The sequence below is a fragment of the Alicyclobacillus acidiphilus NBRC 100859 genome, from assembly GCF_001544355.1.
GTDB classification, from domain to species: domain Bacteria; phylum Bacillota; class Bacilli; order Alicyclobacillales; family Alicyclobacillaceae; genus Alicyclobacillus; species Alicyclobacillus acidiphilus.
Genome location: NZ_BCQI01000027.1, coordinates 1 through 16972, shown reverse-complemented (window position 1 = coordinate 16972; position 16972 = coordinate 1). Strand labels below are relative to the sequence as shown.

The 16972-nt window shown below is 54.2% G+C and carries 17 protein-coding genes, 1 other RNA gene and 1 pseudogene; 13 read left to right on the top strand and 6 right to left on the bottom strand.

The features are described 5' to 3' along the window. The first annotated feature begins 200 nt into the window (after positions 1-200). From dnaG to rnpB, 6 genes are all read left to right on the top strand, one after another. Positions 201-2015, top strand: coding sequence for a DNA primase (gene dnaG, locus AAC01S_RS10995; protein ID WP_083511717.1), 1815 nt, complete (start codon positions 201-203; stop codon positions 2013-2015). A 29-nt stretch (positions 2016-2044) separates the two neighbouring features. After that, complete coding sequence (gene rpoD, locus AAC01S_RS10990; RefSeq protein ID WP_067621970.1) at positions 2045-3163, top strand: RNA polymerase sigma factor RpoD; 1119 nt, start codon at positions 2045-2047, stop codon at positions 3161-3163. Positions 3164-3347: 184 nt separating this feature from the next. Beyond that, positions 3348-3950, top strand: coding sequence for a YdcF family protein (locus tag AAC01S_RS10985; RefSeq protein WP_245630183.1), 603 nt, complete (start codon positions 3348-3350; stop codon positions 3948-3950). A 19-nt stretch (positions 3951-3969) separates the two neighbouring features. Next, positions 3970-4746, top strand: a complete 777-nt coding sequence (locus tag AAC01S_RS10980; RefSeq protein ID WP_067621967.1) for a tRNA (adenine(22)-N(1))-methyltransferase — start codon at positions 3970-3972, stop codon at positions 4744-4746. Beyond that, positions 4739-5854 carry a Nif3-like dinuclear metal center hexameric protein gene (locus AAC01S_RS10975; RefSeq protein ID WP_067621964.1) on the top strand — a complete coding sequence of 372 codons (1116 nt, stop codon included), beginning with the start codon at positions 4739-4741 and terminating at the stop codon, positions 5852-5854. Before AAC01S_RS10980 ends, AAC01S_RS10975 begins: the two co-directional genes overlap by 8 nt. Before the next feature lie 194 nt (positions 5855-6048). After that, positions 6049-6470: RNase P RNA component class A (gene rnpB, locus AAC01S_RS10970), an RNA gene on the top strand. A gap of 1323 nt (positions 6471-7793) precedes the next feature. On the opposite strand, the gene AAC01S_RS10960 is transcribed toward rnpB, so the two are convergent. From AAC01S_RS10960 to AAC01S_RS20235, 3 genes and pseudogenes are all read right to left on the bottom strand, one after another. Further along, positions 7794-7985, bottom strand: a complete 192-nt coding sequence (locus tag AAC01S_RS10960) for a hypothetical protein (RefSeq protein ID WP_067621958.1) — start codon at positions 7983-7985, stop codon at positions 7794-7796. A 1-nt stretch (position 7986) separates the two neighbouring features. Then, positions 7987-8453: pseudogene (locus AAC01S_RS20240) on the bottom strand (tyrosine-type recombinase/integrase). 172 nt (positions 8454-8625) lie between these two features. Continuing rightward, positions 8626-8847 (bottom strand): site-specific integrase, encoded by a 222-nt coding sequence (locus AAC01S_RS20235; RefSeq protein WP_370670822.1) that lies wholly within the window; start codon positions 8845-8847, stop codon positions 8626-8628. Between the two features lie 99 nt (positions 8848-8946). On the opposite strand from AAC01S_RS20235, the gene AAC01S_RS19930 reads away from it, so the two are divergent. Then, a complete protein-coding gene (locus tag AAC01S_RS19930) occupies positions 8947-9171 on the top strand; it encodes a hypothetical protein (protein ID WP_245630182.1) in 225 nt (74 codons plus the stop codon). 116 nt (positions 9172-9287) lie between these two features. On the opposite strand, the gene AAC01S_RS10950 is transcribed toward AAC01S_RS19930, so the two are convergent. Next, a complete protein-coding gene (locus AAC01S_RS10950) occupies positions 9288-9677 on the bottom strand; it encodes an SPW repeat protein (protein WP_067621953.1) in 390 nt (129 codons plus the stop codon). Between the two features lie 352 nt (positions 9678-10029). Between AAC01S_RS10950 and AAC01S_RS10945 the strand changes: the two genes are divergently transcribed. The 4 genes from AAC01S_RS10945 (at position 10030) to AAC01S_RS10930 (ending at position 13649) form a co-directional block, all read left to right on the top strand. Then, positions 10030-11505 carry a potassium/proton antiporter gene (locus AAC01S_RS10945; protein ID WP_067621950.1) on the top strand — a complete coding sequence of 492 codons (1476 nt, stop codon included), beginning with the start codon at positions 10030-10032 and terminating at the stop codon, positions 11503-11505. 39 nt (positions 11506-11544) lie between these two features. Further along, positions 11545-12057 (top strand): YfmQ family protein, encoded by a 513-nt coding sequence (locus AAC01S_RS10940; protein ID WP_306307180.1) that lies wholly within the window; start codon positions 11545-11547, stop codon positions 12055-12057. 171 nt (positions 12058-12228) lie between these two features. Further along, positions 12229-12657, top strand: coding sequence for a hypothetical protein (locus AAC01S_RS19925; RefSeq protein ID WP_245630181.1), 429 nt, complete (start codon positions 12229-12231; stop codon positions 12655-12657). Positions 12658-12752: 95 nt separating this feature from the next. Further along, positions 12753-13649, top strand: coding sequence for a YihY/virulence factor BrkB family protein (locus AAC01S_RS10930; RefSeq protein ID WP_169794036.1), 897 nt, complete (start codon positions 12753-12755; stop codon positions 13647-13649). Between the two features lie 111 nt (positions 13650-13760). Here AAC01S_RS10930 and AAC01S_RS10925 read toward each other — a convergent pair whose 3' ends face one another. Further along, positions 13761-13961: a hypothetical protein gene (locus AAC01S_RS10925; RefSeq protein ID WP_067621942.1), complete on the bottom strand. Its 201-nt coding sequence runs from the start codon at positions 13959-13961 to the stop codon at positions 13761-13763. A 224-nt stretch (positions 13962-14185) separates the two neighbouring features. Continuing rightward, positions 14186-14431, bottom strand: a complete 246-nt coding sequence (locus AAC01S_RS10920) for a hypothetical protein (protein WP_067621939.1) — start codon at positions 14429-14431, stop codon at positions 14186-14188. 237 nt (positions 14432-14668) lie between these two features. Between AAC01S_RS10920 and AAC01S_RS10915 the strand changes: the two genes are divergently transcribed. Beyond that, on the top strand, positions 14669-15187 hold the full coding sequence (locus tag AAC01S_RS10915; RefSeq protein ID WP_067621936.1) for a hypothetical protein: 519 nt from the start codon (positions 14669-14671) through the stop codon (positions 15185-15187). A gap of 401 nt (positions 15188-15588) precedes the next feature. Further along, positions 15589-16878, top strand: coding sequence for a UDP-N-acetylglucosamine 1-carboxyvinyltransferase (gene murA, locus AAC01S_RS10910; RefSeq protein ID WP_067621933.1), 1290 nt, complete (start codon positions 15589-15591; stop codon positions 16876-16878). The last annotated feature ends 94 nt before the right edge of the window (positions 16879-16972 follow it).

Genomic DNA, 16972 nt, shown 5'->3' with positions numbered 1-16972 from the left:
TCGATACTAAGTTTTGTCTTGACTCGTACCGGATGTATGTTTCCACAGCAACCTGATATTGGACTGCGGAGAAAACCGGACAAACTTTTATCAGACGGGAGGAAAGTGTCTTTCTTTGTAGAATAACAGTATATAGACCCTAAGGCAAGGATCGATTCGATGTACTGCAATCCTAGTGCGCACCGTGAGGTGAGGTTACCATGGGTAAAGTACCCGAGTCATTCCTAGAGTCATTGCGCCAACAGGTCGACATTGTGGAAGTGATTAGCGACTATGTTCAGCTGAGGAAGAGCGGCCGTGCGTTTACGGGACTGTGTCCGTTTCACAATGAACGCACACCCTCATTTTCCGTGTCTCCTGAACGACAGATGTTCCATTGCTTCGGATGTGGCGCTGGGGGAACGGTATTTCGTTTTGTCATGGACATCGAAGGCATATCGTTTGTGGATGCCGTTGTTCTCCTTGCGGAACGACAAGGGATACCTGTGCCTGGTGAAGTCCATTCTTCCGCACAGGCCGGCCCTAATCCGAAACTGGATCGATTTCGAGAAGCGCATGAACTGGCGGCTAAGGTGTTCAACCATATTTTAATGAATACCGACGCTGGTGTGCAAGCCCTGAATTATCTGCAGAGTCGGGGAATTTCGCGCTCGACCATGGTTGATTACCGCTTGGGATATGCTCCGAAGTCGTCGAACATGCTTGTGCAGTTTTTGAAGCGCAAGGGGTTTGCGGAATCGGAGTTGCTTGAGTGCGGATTGGCCGTGGAAATCGGAAACGACGTGATCGATCGCTTCCGTGGACGCGTGATGATTCCCATCATGGATCGAAAAGGGCAGGTCATCGCCTTTGGCGGGCGCACGATGGATGCCAACGCCAAGCCGAAGTACCTGAATTCGCCCGAGTACGAGCTCTTCCACAAGAGTCGATTGTTGTATAACTACCATCGCGCTCGCAAGCTCATTCGGCAGCAGAAGTCGGCTTTGCTGCTGGAGGGCTACATGGACGTGATATCGCTTCATCAAGCGGGCGTGGAGAACGGCGTAGCGACTTTAGGAACGTCACTCACCGAGGAGCAGGCGCACCTGCTGAAGACCGACTGTGACAGAGTGATCATATCGTATGATGGCGATGAAGCCGGACGAAAGGCCACCGTTCGGGCCATCGACATTCTTTTGGAGGCCGGCATCGAACCACTGGTTTTACGAATTCCCGACGGGAAAGACCCGGACGAATATGTCAGGGCCCATGGAGCGGAAGCTTTTGAGCGGTTGCTGAGCAGACAGACGCTGTCCGTCGTGCAGTTTCTGCTCGAAGATTTGCGGCAAGGCGCGCAGTTGGTCAGTTCGGTCGGTCGCACGGAGTTTGTGCGTCGAGCGTTGCAGATACTGGCCGCGAGAGCGACGCCTGTCGAACAGGAATACGAGTTAAGAAATTTGTCACAGGAATTTAATTTGTCTGTCGAAACATTGAAGGAAGAACTTCGAGCTTTCTCGAAACAATCTACTCGACGGTTTGCAGACAAGTCCGTTCGCCGGGTGGAGCGAGAATCTCAGACGTTGATGCGTGCGGATCAAAAGGCGAGCATCAGTTTGCTGCAAGCTGTTTTATTTGACGCGGAGGCTGCGACGTATCTGATGGAACGAGGTTTAACGGAGCTCGCAGAACCTTTGCAGACAGCCCTGCTATCCAATCTGTATGCCTGGCGGATGGCGAATCCGGAGGGATCGCCGTCGGCTTTTGTCGACCAACTAGACGACGAGTCGCTCGCGCATTTGGCGTCGTCACTCTTTTTTCATGAGGTGCCTGAGTTTACTCCGGCATTGCTCGACGACTATATGCGTGCGCTGGAATTGCAGCAGCTCGAGATGTTGCACAGGCAACTTCTTCGGCAGTGGATCGAGGCAGAGGCGATGGGCGACGAGGGTGCGTTTAGACAGATAAAGTTGCAAGTGGAGCAAGTTCAGGACCAGATTGCAACGTTGAAGCAACCCCGGGCTTACCAAACGGAATGACCCTTGGGGTAAAGGAGGCGGGGATCGTTATGACGAAGGCGAAAGATGAAATCCGCGAGGATGACCAAGGTTTAACCCTTCAAACAGCGAAACAACAATTAATCGATATGGGCAAGAAGCAGGGCTCCTTGACATACGAAGAGATAACGGATCGATTGGCGCCATTTGATCAAGACACCGACGCGTTGGACGATTTCTTCGAACAGCTTGCCGAACAGGGCATCGATGTGGTCAACGAACGCGACGAGGAACCGAGCCGATCCGACGATTCCGGCGACGAAGAATACGACTTGAACGATTTGTCGATGCCGCCGGGTGTGAAGATTTCCGATCCGGTTCGCATGTATCTCAAGGAGATTGGGCGCGTTCCCCTTCTCTCCGCACAGGACGAGATTGAACTCGCGAAGCGAATTGAAGCTGGCGACGAGGAAGCAAAACGGAGATTGGCGGAAGCGAATCTGCGACTTGTCGTGAGCATCGCGAAGCGTTATGTCGGACGCGGTATGCTGTTCCTCGATCTCATTCAAGAGGGCAATCTGGGTCTGATTAAAGCGGTCGAGAAGTTTGATTACCGCAAAGGATATAAATTCAGCACCTACGCGACCTGGTGGATCCGCCAGGCGATTACTCGGGCCATTGCGGATCAGGCGCGAACCATCCGCATTCCGGTTCACATGGTGGAAACCATCAACAAATTGATCCGGGTTTCCCGTCAATTGCTGCAGGAACTCGGACGCGAACCGACCGCCGAGGAGATTGCGGAAGAGATGGATTTGACGCCAGACAAAGTGCGTGAGATCCAGAAGATTGCGCAGGAGCCTGTCTCGTTGGAGACGCCTATCGGCGAAGAGGATGATTCGCACCTCGGCGATTTCATTCCGGACGACGAGGCTCCGGCTCCGGCTGACGCAGCAGCGTACGAGTTGTTGAAAGAGCAGTTGGAGGACGTTCTCGACACGTTGACCGAGCGCGAGGAGAATGTATTGAGATTGCGTTTTGGGCTCGACGACGGACGTACGCGAACGCTTGAAGAGGTTGGAAAGGTTTTCGGAGTGACGCGCGAGCGCATCCGGCAAATTGAAGCAAAGGCCTTGCGCAAACTCAGACATCCGAGCCGAAGCAAGCGGCTGAAAGATTTCTTGGAATAAGCGCTCTTGCTTTGTTGTGTCGCCGTATCATAAGGGCTGTCCGCAAGCCGTTGGAGGCTGTCGCTGATGGCCCTTTTTCTTTATCTCGGCCCGAAACCTACTTCGGTCTACCACGGTAAATCAGTGCGTATCGTTAAGTGGGGTGCTCCTTCAGACGTACCCATCAAGGGTGGGTGACCAGACTTTGCTGAAATGGATAGTCGTACTGATCATCGCTGTGATTGTCACATGCATGGGAACATCCATGTTTGTTCGCCGTTTTGCGCAACGACTGCGCATCGACGGCCGAAGAGAACGCCCCATACCAAGCGACGTCGGTATCGTTCTTGGCGCCTATACAGACGGCTACAATCCGAGTCGCCCGCTGCTGGCACGATTGAAAGTGGGATTGCATCTGTATCGACTCGGCATCATACGAGCTTTTATCGTGAGTGGTGGACGCGGGGTTGACGAAAGTGTGTCCGAATCGTCGTCCATGAAGCGTTTTTTGATGTTGAACGGCGTGCCTCCCGAACACGTACACGAAGACGACTGGTCCACCAACACGTGGGAAAATTTGAAAAACAGTCACGTTTTAATGAAGCGCTTTGGATACGGAACAGCCGTCATCATCACATCGGATTACCACTTGCCCCGGGCGCTGGCCGTCGCGCAGACGCTTGGCATGCGGGTGAGCGGCTGCGCGGCCTATTCGACCCGACGAGAATTTAAGGCCGCAAGGCGTGAGGTTTTTGCGCATATTCAATATACTTTAAAGGGGCGGGAAGCCCCGTTCTGGAACGCTTAGTCAACGAAAGAGTGGAATTATGCCTGAACTATCGCTGTCCAACCGAATGCAACAAATCGCCGATTTCGCGCTTCCCTGCGACACCTTGGCCGATCTCGGCACAGACCACGCGCTTTTGCCAATCTATGCCGTCACATCCAAACTCGCGGCCCGCGCCATCGCATCGGATATCAACGAAGGTCCGTTAGCCCGCGCGGCCGACAACGTCAACGCGTACGGATTGATCGGCCAGATTGACCTTCGGCTCGGCGACGGCCTGCGCACGCTCCAATATGGAGAAGCAGACGTTATCGTATCCGCCGGGATCGGCGGACACGTCCACATGCAAATGGTCACACAGTCCATCGATATCGCAAGGAGTGCGCGGCGGCTCGTGTTTCAACCGATGAACGCTGGCCACGTGCTGCGGGAAGCGTTGTACGATCTCGATTTTCACATTATCCACGAAGCGACCGTGGCCGAAGAGGACAAGCTGTACGAAGTGATTGCGGTCGAGCCAGGAGACGGCAAGGATCGCATTTACGCGGAGACTGCGCCCTTCTTGACGGCATTGGACGCGGCCATGAGCGTGAGCGAATGTCGGCGTCTGCAATTCGTCTATGGTCCCACGCTGTTGGCCAACCCGACACCGCTCATGCGGCGGAGGGTTGCGCGAGAGGTGGAATCCCTGAGCAGGATTGTCGGGGCTTTGCGGCAGAGTGATCGTCCGGCCTCCGCGAATCGCCGCCAGTCGCTCGAACGTGACATTGCGATTCTCAGCGCTTGGCTCGGGAAAGGAGAAGTCGAATATGAGTGAAGTGTTACGCGCAGTCGACGTCATCCGCTATATGGACGATCTCGCTCCCCCTCATCTGGCGTTGCCCAACGATAAGATTGGACTGCAAATCGGCGACGTGACCAGGCCAGTCCGCCGCGTTTGGGTCGCGCTCGAGGCGACGCCGGAGATTGTCGATCGCGCCGTCGACGCGGATGTCGACATGTTGATCACGCATCACGCCCTGCTCTATCATCCGCTCCAACGGATCGATTACAGCCAGGTCCGCCACCGCGCCATCGCCAAACTGATTGCCAAGGGGATGGTGGTCTACAGCGCGCACACGAACCTCGACATCGCTCGCGGCGGCGTGAACGACGTGATCGCGCAACGCCTCGCCCTGTCCGAGGTCGAGCCGCTCGATGTCACGTATACCACACCGCTTCTGAAACTCGTGGTCTACGTGCCGTTGGCCCAGGTCGACATTTTGCGCGACGCCATCGGCAACGCTGGCGCTGGTCACATCGGCAACTATTCGCACTGCACATTCGCCACGACGGGCCGCGGAACATTTCTCCCGTCGCAGGGAACGAACCCGTTTATCGGCAAGCCTGGCCAATTGGAGCATGTCGCCGAGGCGCGCCTCGAAACAGTCGTCCCAGAGCCGTTGCTCCAAGGCGTTCTCGCCGCGATGAGGGCAGTTCATCCCTATGAAGAGATCGCCTACGACATCATCCCATTGCAGTTGCCCGGCGAACAGTATGGCATCGGCCGGATCGGCAAACTCCCGTCGCCCATGTCGCTGCGCGAATTCGCTGATCACGCTCGCACCGCCTTCGGCCTCCCGCACATTCGCTACGCCGGCGATCCCGCAGCCGTGATCGAAACCACCGCAGTGCTCGGCGGTTCGGGCAGCGGCTGGATCGACACGGCACGCCGCAAAGGCGCCCACGCGATGGTGACCGCCGACGCGTCGCACCACGATGTGGCGGACGCGGTGCAGGATGGTATCGCCGTGATCGACGTGCCGCACGCAGCCATGGAGGAGCCCGTATGCAACGTGATCGCCGCCAAGCTGCAGGAGCGCCTCGGCGACAGCGTGGACGTCGCGGCCGCGCCGGGATCGACCGATCCGTGGCGGTGGCTGTAAGCCGACCGCGGCGAGGGCATGAGCGGCAGCGTTGGCGGCGTGTGGTTGTGGCGGATGCTGCGGCCGTGGCGCCGACGTGCCGATCCTGTGCGGATCGACTCGAGTGATGGACAGATGTTGAGCGCAATGGTAAATACTGCGGCCAATTGTCAAAGGTCGCGGTCCGGCGTATACTATGTAATGTTTCTCGCGAAGAAGTAAGCTGGGCAATCGCCGGTGCAGTGCCGAAAGGCCGCACGGGAGGAAAGTCCGAGCTCCGCAGGGCAGGGTGCCGGATAACGTCCGGCGAGAGCGATCTTAGGGATAGTGCCACAGAAATGTAGACCGCCGATGGTTCTTCGGAACACAGGCAAGGATGCAACGGTGCGGTAAGAGCGCACCAGCAGCCCGGAGACGGGCTGGCTAGGTAAACCCCACCTGGAGCAAGACCGGATAGGAGTGCAGATGTGGTTGCCCGCCACGCACTCGGGTTGGTCGCTTGAGCTGGCTGGCAACAGTCAGCCTAGATAGATGATTGCTACTCCAACGTGCGAGGTATCACAGGGGCGTACGCGTGTCCATCGATACCGTTTGCAGCACAGGAGCACAGAACTCGGCTTACAGGCTTGCTTCTTCGACGGCTACATACCCTTGTATGAACCGCGTTTTCGTTGGGCGCAGAACCCAGCGGAGGCGCGGTTTTTGGGTTGTTTTTGTAATGGCATACGGTGGGGGGATCTAAAGCGACCCAGTCCTTGTTGATTTCGACTGGTGCGAATCTCCTGGAAAATCCCGATTTTATAACTTGGAGTATTCCCTTAAATCAGCGTCGTGTCGGGCTTCGTCGAAGATTTATGCCTGAAGCGAGTATAGAACGTCTGCTATCTACGACCTTTTTGACGTGTTCGGTCTTGCCTCGATGAAACTATAGCACTTCGAGTTCTGGATGGGAACGCCGATGTCCGTCGGCTTCGTGCTGGCTGTGTCCGATCGCTGTTGATCGCGATTCCAGACGATGTATCGAAGTTCTTTCCATACGTCCCGTGGTGGACGTTTCCTAGGCACTCTCGACTCAAATGAGACAATCTCAAATCTACCGAAGCCCATCATGCGACCGTCAGCGATACCGACAAGCAACCCTGCGTCGCGACACACAGACTCCATAGTCTCGCGATTGATGAGAGAGGCTTCCCACAGAATTCGAAATTCCGCCTGCCAACCGGGCGACACAGCAAGCCGAAATCGTGCGTTTCTACCTTTGGTTGCTGGGTTTCTGCCGCCTCGTACGTCGATGTAGACGGGGTGGCTGGGATCGCGAGGCAAGCTGTCTAGGTCAGAAGGTAAGGTACGGTCCAGTAGAATTTGGTTGTCCAATATCTGAAGCGTGGCGGCAACATCGGGCATGATTGAGCGATTATTGCGTTTGATACGTCGTGAGCTGTCAACATCGGATTTAATTCCTCAAAAAAATCGGGTTGATTTCCCCAAAAACATCGGTTTTGATTTCCTCAAAATCATCGCGTAAGATTCCCCGGACATATGTTCGGTTAGTCTCTCACCTCCTTTTTCTAAATCAAAGCTGCATCTTCACTTGAACTGTCCTTTACCTGAATAACCCAAGTGTACCATAAGCACGCTGGACATAACCTGTCTACTCGACTGTGCCAACTGATGTTTCACCAATCAAGAAAAACGCCCCCACGATCACGTCGGATCGGAAGGATCATTGTCGCATTTAGAGAATTCGAGGTATTACTGGACGTTGCGAATGTCTGAGTTCGTCCACGGTGGGTCCTGAGGTCGCACGTCTATGTTGATGGGGTGGAATGACGGCTGGTGCTGCTGAATGGATAATGTCTGGTGATGATGTTGCGGTTTCAGCGACGGAAGCGAGTGCGGCGAACACCCGTTCACCAACAGACCCCGCGACGATATTGAATCCCGAGTGACATGTCTTTCGTCACTCATCTATTTGGCCATCATCCAGCGGCACAACGAACTCTCTCAGCACGGTGCCTTCCTCTTCGGTGACAACCTGCCCACATCGTCCATACACGCTGAACCCAGCCACTTGGATTCGTGCTTGTCCGACGAGAACGCCAGTCGTCCATTCTCGTGTAGCGCCACAATTCGTGCAGGTCACGATGAACATATCATTCGCCCTCCTCAAGCAGACGCACCGCCTCGGTCAGGCGCTCTCGGCTTGCATGAGCGTATATCTGGGTCGTGTTCAAATCGTCATGACCAAGCAGCTCTTGCAATGTCCGCAAATCGGCACCCCGTTCCAGTAGCCGTGTCGCGAAAGTATGGCGTAACTTGTGAAGGGTCAGACCGCTACGACGAATGCCTGATTCATCGAGGCAGCGATGGAATAGTCGGTGCATGTATTGAACGCCGATTGGTACTCGTGCACTTCTCATCCCGATAAATAGCGCGTCGCTGTCTGTATCGGGGTGTACCTTGAGATATTCGAGTAACGCCGATACGACGATGTCGTTCAGCGGAATGACGCGATCCTTGCCCCCTTACCGTGGCGCACGTTCAGAATACGGCTCGTGAGGTCTATGTCCTGCAAGGTGAGGTTGATAACCTCTTGACGTCGCAGACCTGTATTGACCAGCAGGTAATTACTGCCTTGTCCAGCGGATGATTGAGAGTGGGGGCGCTGAGAAATCGGGACAGCTCGTCAGGTCGAAAGTACGTCGGTAGTTTTTTGTCCTGTCGTGGAACTTTGATTCGGCTCATGGGGTTACTGTCGATCAGTTCTTCGTCGCACAGCCATTGAAGAATGCTCATAGGGAGTTGATGCGCCGGGCTGAATTGGTTCGCTTCAGTCCTGAACGATGTAGCCAACGAGGGTACAGGCGCATCAATGATGAATCGATTTCGGTCAATTCCAAGACGTCTTGATCCTTGAGAAACTTGTGGAACAGACGGAAGTCCGAACGGTAGGCAGTCACCGTCGCAGGGGAGTAGTTCTGTGATTCAAGGTACGCGGTGAAATCCTCGAACATTTCGTGAGCGAATCGTGGCGTCGTTTCATGGGTCGTCCTCATCGTGTATGATGACGAGGCGAACAGAAACGTCGTATTGAGCCATGGAACGTAGGTTCTATGCTTCCTCGCCAGATCGAGGACCGGGAAGCGAAAAATTTTGACCAGGCAGATTTCATCACTGGAGAGTGGATTGAACAGGTGGTGGGCGACAACCAAGCTGATTTCTATTTTTGTGGTCCGATCCCGTTTATGAAGGCGGTCAATCAAGCGCTGAAAAAGTGGGGCGTGCCAGCCGAAAGACGGCATTATGAGTTCTTCGGCTCGTTTGCGGGATTAGAGTGACCCGAGCCAACGAATCCCTCGTGTTCACGTGCATCCGCAAAAGCAAAGCGGGCACCCGACCATGAAAGTCGGGCACCCATCATCAGCAATCGTTGTCTCATGATCTTATGCGACTGTTATTTTGCCGCTTGCGCACGGGAACCGGAACCATGTCTGCTGTCGGTCGATTCCGTGCTGGTTTCCCAGCCGTACCAGAACGAGAGCACGGCGGAGATCACGCCAAGAATGACGAAGTTCCACAGTTCTCCGCTGTTTTGTTGCATCTGGAAGACAAAAGGATGAACGATGAACCACAGTCCAGTGACAAAGGAAATCCATACGAAGCGCGCCGCAGAGTTCCATCGCTTTTGCGCAAAGACTGCCAGCGAGGCCAACGTCTGAATTGCGCCAATCACGACACTGGTCCACAGGGCTGCGGTATCGCTCGAGAAATTGAGTACCCAAGGCGTGAGAATGAACCAAATTCCAATCAGTGCATTGATCACAATTTTCCATTGGGTTTTCATAGCAAGCACCTCCAAGCATCCCTTGAATGATCCATTGTGTGTGCCGCGAATACAACCAATTTCAGACCCGCAGTCAACTTCGCATCACATTTCCTCGTCAGACTCCTTTCTTCCAAAAACTTTAATTTATTAGCACTCTAGACTAGAGAGTGCTAACTACATTTCTTATTGTATTCCGGCGACGTGCCAAGTCAATCGGTTCGTCACCTCGATCCAAAAAAAATTTTTGCGAGATCGCATATCTCTGGAGACGACGAAACAAGGCCCGACGCTGTCGCAAATATTTGTCTCAATGCTAGAATAAAAGAACATAGTGCAACGGAAGCTGCGCGTAAAGAAGGGGGAAGGACGGTTGGAGTCATTTCTCCTATTGTTGTCCGTGATTCTGCTAGCTGGCGTTTGGTCGGCTCGAGTGGGAAATCGGATCGGTTTCCCTGTTCTGATTGGATTCGTCGCCATCGGCATGCTGCTCGGTCCGGGCGGGATCGGAATCAGCCCCAAAGTTCCACTGTCCGCCGCGCAATCTGTCGGGTATATCGCTTTGATACTCATTTTGTTTGAGGGCGGCTTACATACGTCGGTTTCGAGAATTCGGAAAGTTTGGCTTCCTGCGCTTTCGCTGGCGACCTTCGGTGTACTCATCAGTTCCGCCATCATGGCGTGTCTCGTGCATTACCTGCTGCACCTTCCGTTTTTTCCTTCCGCGTTATTGGGCGTTGCCGTGAGTTCCACAGACGCCGCTTCGGTGTTTTCGATTCTTGGAGGTCAACCTCTGCGACGACGATTGGTCGATGTCCTTGAAGTGGAATCGGGTACCAATGATCCGATGGCGTTCTTTTTGACCATCGTTTTGATTCAGTGGTCGACACATGGAATGGGATCGTTTTGGCACGCGTCCTGGTATATTGTCGGAACCTTTGCGCTTCAGATGCTGGTAGGGCTTGCCGTGGGTCTTGTCGCAGGTTATCTCGGTTCCCTCGCCAATCAACGAATCAAGCTCGATACCGGCGGATTGTATCCGACTTTGACCTTGGCGTTTGCGATATTGTCTTACGCCGCGGCGGTACTGTTCCACGGAAGCGGCTTCCTCTCGGTGTATGTCGCGTCGGTGGTGATGGGGAATCGCAGACTCGAACATCGCTACAGTATTCTGCGGTTTCACGAAGGGCTGTCGTGGACGATGCACATCATCATGTTCGTCGTACTCGGGCTGCAGATGTCACCGTCGCGCCTGTTTGCCATTGTTTTGCCGGGGCTGGGACTGGCAGTAGGCGCACTGTTTATCGCCCGGCCCGCCGCCGTCTGGCTGTCGACCCTCGGCATGGGTTTTCATTGGCGGGAGAAACAGTTTATGTCCTGGGCTGGGTTTCGCGGCGCGGTGCCGATTGTGTTGGTCCTGACGGCTATCCTTTCACCCGGGTACACGCCAAGCACCATGTTGGACGCAGTGTTCTTTGTAGTCATCGCGTCCACCTTGGTGCAAGGATGGACAGTCAAACCGTTGGCGCACAGACTGGACTTATTTGAGCGATCGCCGTCGGAAGGGTTGTTGGAATTAGTCGCGATCGCGCGGGAAAACGCGATTGTGACGCCTATCGAGATACAGAGCAATTCGGACTTCATCGACCGGAAGATGGTCGAGATTGAGTTTCCGGAGAACACCTTGTGCTACGCGATTATCCGTGACAACCATGTCATCGTTCCCAGAGGGGCGACGCGGCTGCAAGCGTACGATCACCTCTTGGTGCTGTCGGATCGTCGCCACATCCAGCACCTTCGATCACTGTTCCATTCAGAACTGATTGGAGAGCCGGAATTCTTGCCATAGCATCGAGTCGCGGGCTTGATTCCGGCTTCGCGTGGGTGTGTGCAACATGGAATCTACGCGTTGTATAATATCGATAAACCGGAGTTGGTGAGGGGGAGAACGGTTTTGCCGCCTATACCACATTGGCTTGTCCTTGTCTCTGCAGTCTGTGTTCCTTTGCTGGCCTTTTTTCTAAGTCCTCCGACTGCATGGGTAAACAGAGTGATCGATTCGTTTGCCCTTCATCCCAAGCTGAATAATCCGGAAATCTCGTCTGTGAACGTCTACGGTTTGGAACTTCGCGGAAGAGAGCGGGACAGGTTTGTGATTGCGTTCAACAATGCCGAATTTCTCTTTGAATACGGTATGATTCCCTCGTTGAACAAGTATCCAATTATGATGAAAATCAAACAGGGCAAGAAGACCTATGAATTTAAGGCATATCTGTATGGCAATCATATGATACAAATGATTCGTTACAAGAAGAAGAAACGCATCCCGTATCGTATCACTTCTCAGGCTTTGGAAGAGTTCCTTGAAGCGAGAGTCAAAGACCAATGGTGGATTTCCTAGCCATCAACGCATTCTGGCATCGCATACGGCGTGAACCGCACCGCCTCGTCCCCCCCAACGCGGCCGACAATCGATTCAACCTCCGACGGCGAAAATGGTCAAATGACTAGGGCAGACGCTCATGGGTGCTCATACCTATAACCATCAAAGGAAAGGGGCGAACACCTGCATATGAGCGACAAGAAATCTGGTTATTCGTATTCGCATGGATCGGAATCTCCGTCCGACTTTGAATCGCCGTCTATGGAACACGAGTCGAGTCCAACGTACTATCCACCGGTAGCTCCATACACTTCGAAGAAATCTGTGACGTTTGTGCATGGTTATGATCCGGGTCATGTTGCGCCGAAATCGACAGCATATGTAGCCAAACATCACAAGCATCACGCGGTGGATCCGGTCGTGCACGCCGCGCCGAATCAATGTAAACCGATTGTGTGCGATCCACAGTACGTCTTCCATGACTGCTATGTGCCGCGCGAGGTGCCGATTGTGCAGCCCGTCATCCACGTTCAGCGCAAGATTATCGTCAACGTGCCTCGCCACTATGTGCAACCGATGGTGAAGCACAAAGTGATCGACCCAGGATGCCCGTGCTAGTCTGACAACGTGCGGATGCCCATGCAGGTCATGGGCATCCGTTTGGCGGAAGCCGCCAATGATTGTTTCATTGGTTATCTGGCAATCATATGGGTATGATCAAACAATTTGCCATCTCACTTTTTCGATCCTCCATGCGGCACAACATAGGTTCGTTGGCGGCTATCATCGCCTTTTTCGGTTTCTCTTCGTTGTTTCCAGTGCTTTGCCTGCTCGTATATGTGGCTTCGTTTGTCGTTCCAGAGGCAGTGGTTGCACAGTTTCTGCAACGAATTCTACAGTCGTATATTCCCGCTCTGCCGTTTGGAGGAAATTTCGCGCGAACGACGCTTCAGCATTTGACGCTCTATCGGGCGCATATCAGCATTGTGGGAACGTTCGGGCTACTTTGGGGTTCCATTGGAGGATTTGTGAACCTGCAGCAAATCATGGACACCATTTACGAAGTGCGCAAACGTCGTTCCTTCATTTTGCAGTACGTCATTGGTTTTGTGATGATGGGCATTCTGTTGAGTCTGACCGTGGCTTCGTCCGTCATATCGGCGTTGGATCCGGCGTCTCTCCAGCGCTTTCTGTCGACGAATGTGATCGATGTATGGATGTCCATTCACCTGCTCGGGATCGTCACATTTCCGGTTGTGCTGTGGGTTACTTGTTACTGCTGCTATCGCATTTTGCCGAGTGCCCCGCAAAGGCCTTGGGCACCTGTCGTTGGCGCGTTGACAGCGACGCTTCTGATCTACGCCAGCCGTTGGGGGTTTGTGATCTACACCCATTACCTTGGGAACTATGCGTTGATGTACGGATCGTTCGCGTTTGTCATGCTCTTCACGTTTTGGATCTATGTTGTGTGCATCATTTTGCTCATTGGGGCCGAGGTGTCCTCAACCATCAACCATATAACGATGGACAAGCAGCAAGCCGTGGACTCGGACGGGGCCGTGGGTCGCAACGGCATGTTGAGCATGTGGAGGCGACGGGTGAAATCGTAAAATCACTGGGCATCGTCGTTCAGAGTTTGGACCGCGTGGGACGAAGGCAAGCGCCGCGATGTGCGCATGCCTTCGCAACTTGATTCGGTAACCGTGGTAACCGTGTGTCGTCTAGTCTTCGTCGTCCTCAGGCTCCCGGGGGCGACGCAGCGAGCCAAGGATAAACAAGATTCCAGCGACCAGGACGAGCAACCCCCACCAAAGGTCCAAATTGAATGAAACGGATGGGGCGTGATTGCCTGGGATGGCCCCGTAGGTCGTCAGAAGGAGCTCGTAGAATGTCAACAAATGCCGGTGAGCCGCCGAAATCAAGCATGTTTCCACCGCCTGATCGATTCATTTGAGTCACCCCTTACCAAAAGATGATGTCCACGATATCTTCCGACACCAAAGACGATACCTTGGAGTTCGTCGTCCGATTTGGGCTTCGTAAACGTGCTGACCAAGAGGCCGACGGCTGTGGCCACGATCCAGAATCAAATGGCTCTCCAGAAATTTTCCGCGTTGTCGGTCAGGAAATGGACTGGCAGCAGAAACTAGAAGATAAAGGAGAAGGCGATTCCTGAGACAAGGGTGGAGAAACCGCCCCAGCCAGTCGCTCTCTTCCAAAACATGCCGAGCAGAAATGTCGCGAAGATCGGCACGTTGAAGAAGGTCCCATTGCCGATCCCATAGCAAACATCCACCGCCGCATGGAGAGAAGCGACACATCGTCCATTCGATTCGGGCGAAAATGGCCGCAGAACGCAGGGGATTTGGTTCGGATTCCACATCCGCTCCATATCTGCTCCACATTTGCACCAAAGCGAGCCGCTACAATGGGCTTGAAGCCAATCCTTTCTATACTTTCGCCACTACACCCGCATCCGTAGTGGCCTTTTTCTTGGGCTCGTCCTTTGGAGCGTATCGCTTGACCTTGTTGCAGAGCCGTGCATGGACATGAATGAATTTCCAAAAAATAGAGCGTAACCTGATGGGGAACCGCACCGTCTACATCATCAATAAGGGGGATTGCGTTTATGACTCGGGTTCAGACTCATCTGTATCTCGTCGTAAGTATGGTTCTGGCGGCGACCGCCATCGTGAGCGGTTGCTCGGTGTCCGGAAACGGCACCGGAAATGGGACCGGAAGTGCGAGCCATGCGACGAACGCCGCCTCGCATCAGACTTCTAACACGGCGGCGTCCAATCGCACGACACCCGAAGGTGGACAGGTCAGCTCGCAGAACGCGATCACGCTGGAAAGTGTGCAGGTTGCGAAAAACGGCATCTTGCTGTTGATGACGCACGGAGACATGCAGAGTGTGTACCGCAATCCTCGAATCCAAAATGGCACTTTCAGCGTGACATTGGTCAATGTAAAGGTTTCGCCGTCCATCGTGATCGGCAAATCCTATACCAGTCAAGGTATCTCCTATCGATTTTCGTCCAGTGGCAACAACGTCGTTCTGACCGCGACATTTGCTTCCGCCCATCGACCTCAGGCCGTGCAGGTCAGTATTGGCGGCGGAGATATGGTTCAGTTCCTCTTCACATAATTTCACGCCGCGAAGGATGTGGGGGCTGGCGGGGGCGTGAGGGCAAATAGGCGATCCATGGCCGCTTATTTCGGCAAAGTGGCGTGATCGAAGGCAAATAGGCGACCCAAGGCCGCTTATTTGCCTCTACTGTCCCCAAATGGAGCGATCTCGGCCACTTAAGCGGCTGTGGGCCGCTTATTCGGCGCGAATCCGACGATTCAACGCAAATAAACGGCCCGGGGCCGCTTATTTGCGGCAAGCGGCCCCGCACCCCCCGCGCCAATTCTATATAGATCTTTTCTTCGGTCGGGATCCAACACCACACCGAAAACGCGGAACTCTATGGTAAACTCAGGACGAGTCCAACTGACATTGCATAGCGTCTGTTCTCGGATGAATCGATAGAGGCGGTAGTGTGTGTGAGATCCTTGATTGTAGAACCTGTTACAGAGTTGTGCGGCACGGTCGAAGTGCCGGGCTCGAAGAATAGTGTACAAGCACTGATTGCTGCATCGTGCCTGTCGGACGAAACGGTTACACTCCGAAATGTGCCCGGCTTGAAAGATTTGACGACCATCTTCGACATGTGCGAGGAGGTCGGCGTGGAAGTTACTCAACTTCAGCGGGGGAAATATCGAATTGATCCTCGACCTATTTTTACAGCGGCGTTCGATCCCGAAAAATCCTCGTCCTATCGGGCAGGGTACTACTTCGTCGGCGCACTGCTTGCCAAATTGGGGCGTGTTTCCATTGGGTATCCAGGCGGCGACAATTTTGGACAACGTCCAATTGAACAGCACTTCAAAGGGCTGGAAGCGCTTGGGGCCAAGGTGCATTTGCATGAAGATCACTACGTTGTCGAAGCGAATCGGCTGATCGGCGCTGATATCTATTTCGACGTGATCACGATGGGCGGCACCATCAATCTGATGCTCGCCGCGTCGCGGGCGGAGGGTACGACCACGCTGCGCAACGCGGCGCGCGATCCGGAAGTCGTCGATGTCGCCAACTTACTCATCAAGATGGGCGTTCGAATCCGCGGAGCTGGAACGGACGTGATCCATATCGACGGGCGATCGTACCTGAGCGGCTGCGAGCACATTGTCATACCGGATCGGCTGATCGCGGGCACATATCTGCTGGCGGCGGCGACGGTTGGGGGATCGGTGACGGTGTCCGGCGTCATTCCGGAGCACTTGGGCAATTGCTTGACCAAACTCAGGGAAATCGGCATGACATTTGAAGTGACGGATCAATCGATCACGGCCTTCTCGGACGGGGAATTGCGGCCAACACGCGTTCGAACCTTGCCATATCCCGGATTTCCAACCGATTTGCAGCAACCATTGACAGCGCCGCTCTTGCGGGCCAAGGGGCGAAGCGTCATTGTCGACACCGTGTATCATCGATTTAACCATGTTCCGCAGTTGCAGCGAATGGGGGCCAACATTCTGCAATTCGGATCGGGTATTCTCATCCGCGGGGGCCGCAAGTTGGTTGGCGCAGGCGTCCATGCGACCGATGTCCGCGCTGGAGCGTGCCTCATGCTGGCGGCGATGATGGCGGAAGGCGTGACGTCCATCACCGGGATTGAACACATCGAGCGCGGTTACGAGGACGTGGTAGGCACGTTCAATCGACTTGGTGCATCGCTGCGGATTGTCGACGACTGGACGGAAGCGGCGACATCTGTGCCAACGTTGGTGTAGATGGATGTCACCAGGCGATGGACTGCATAAATCAAAAAGCGGTGGGACACCTTAAGGGTCATAAGGGAGGCTGATGTGCCAACAAAACGAAACA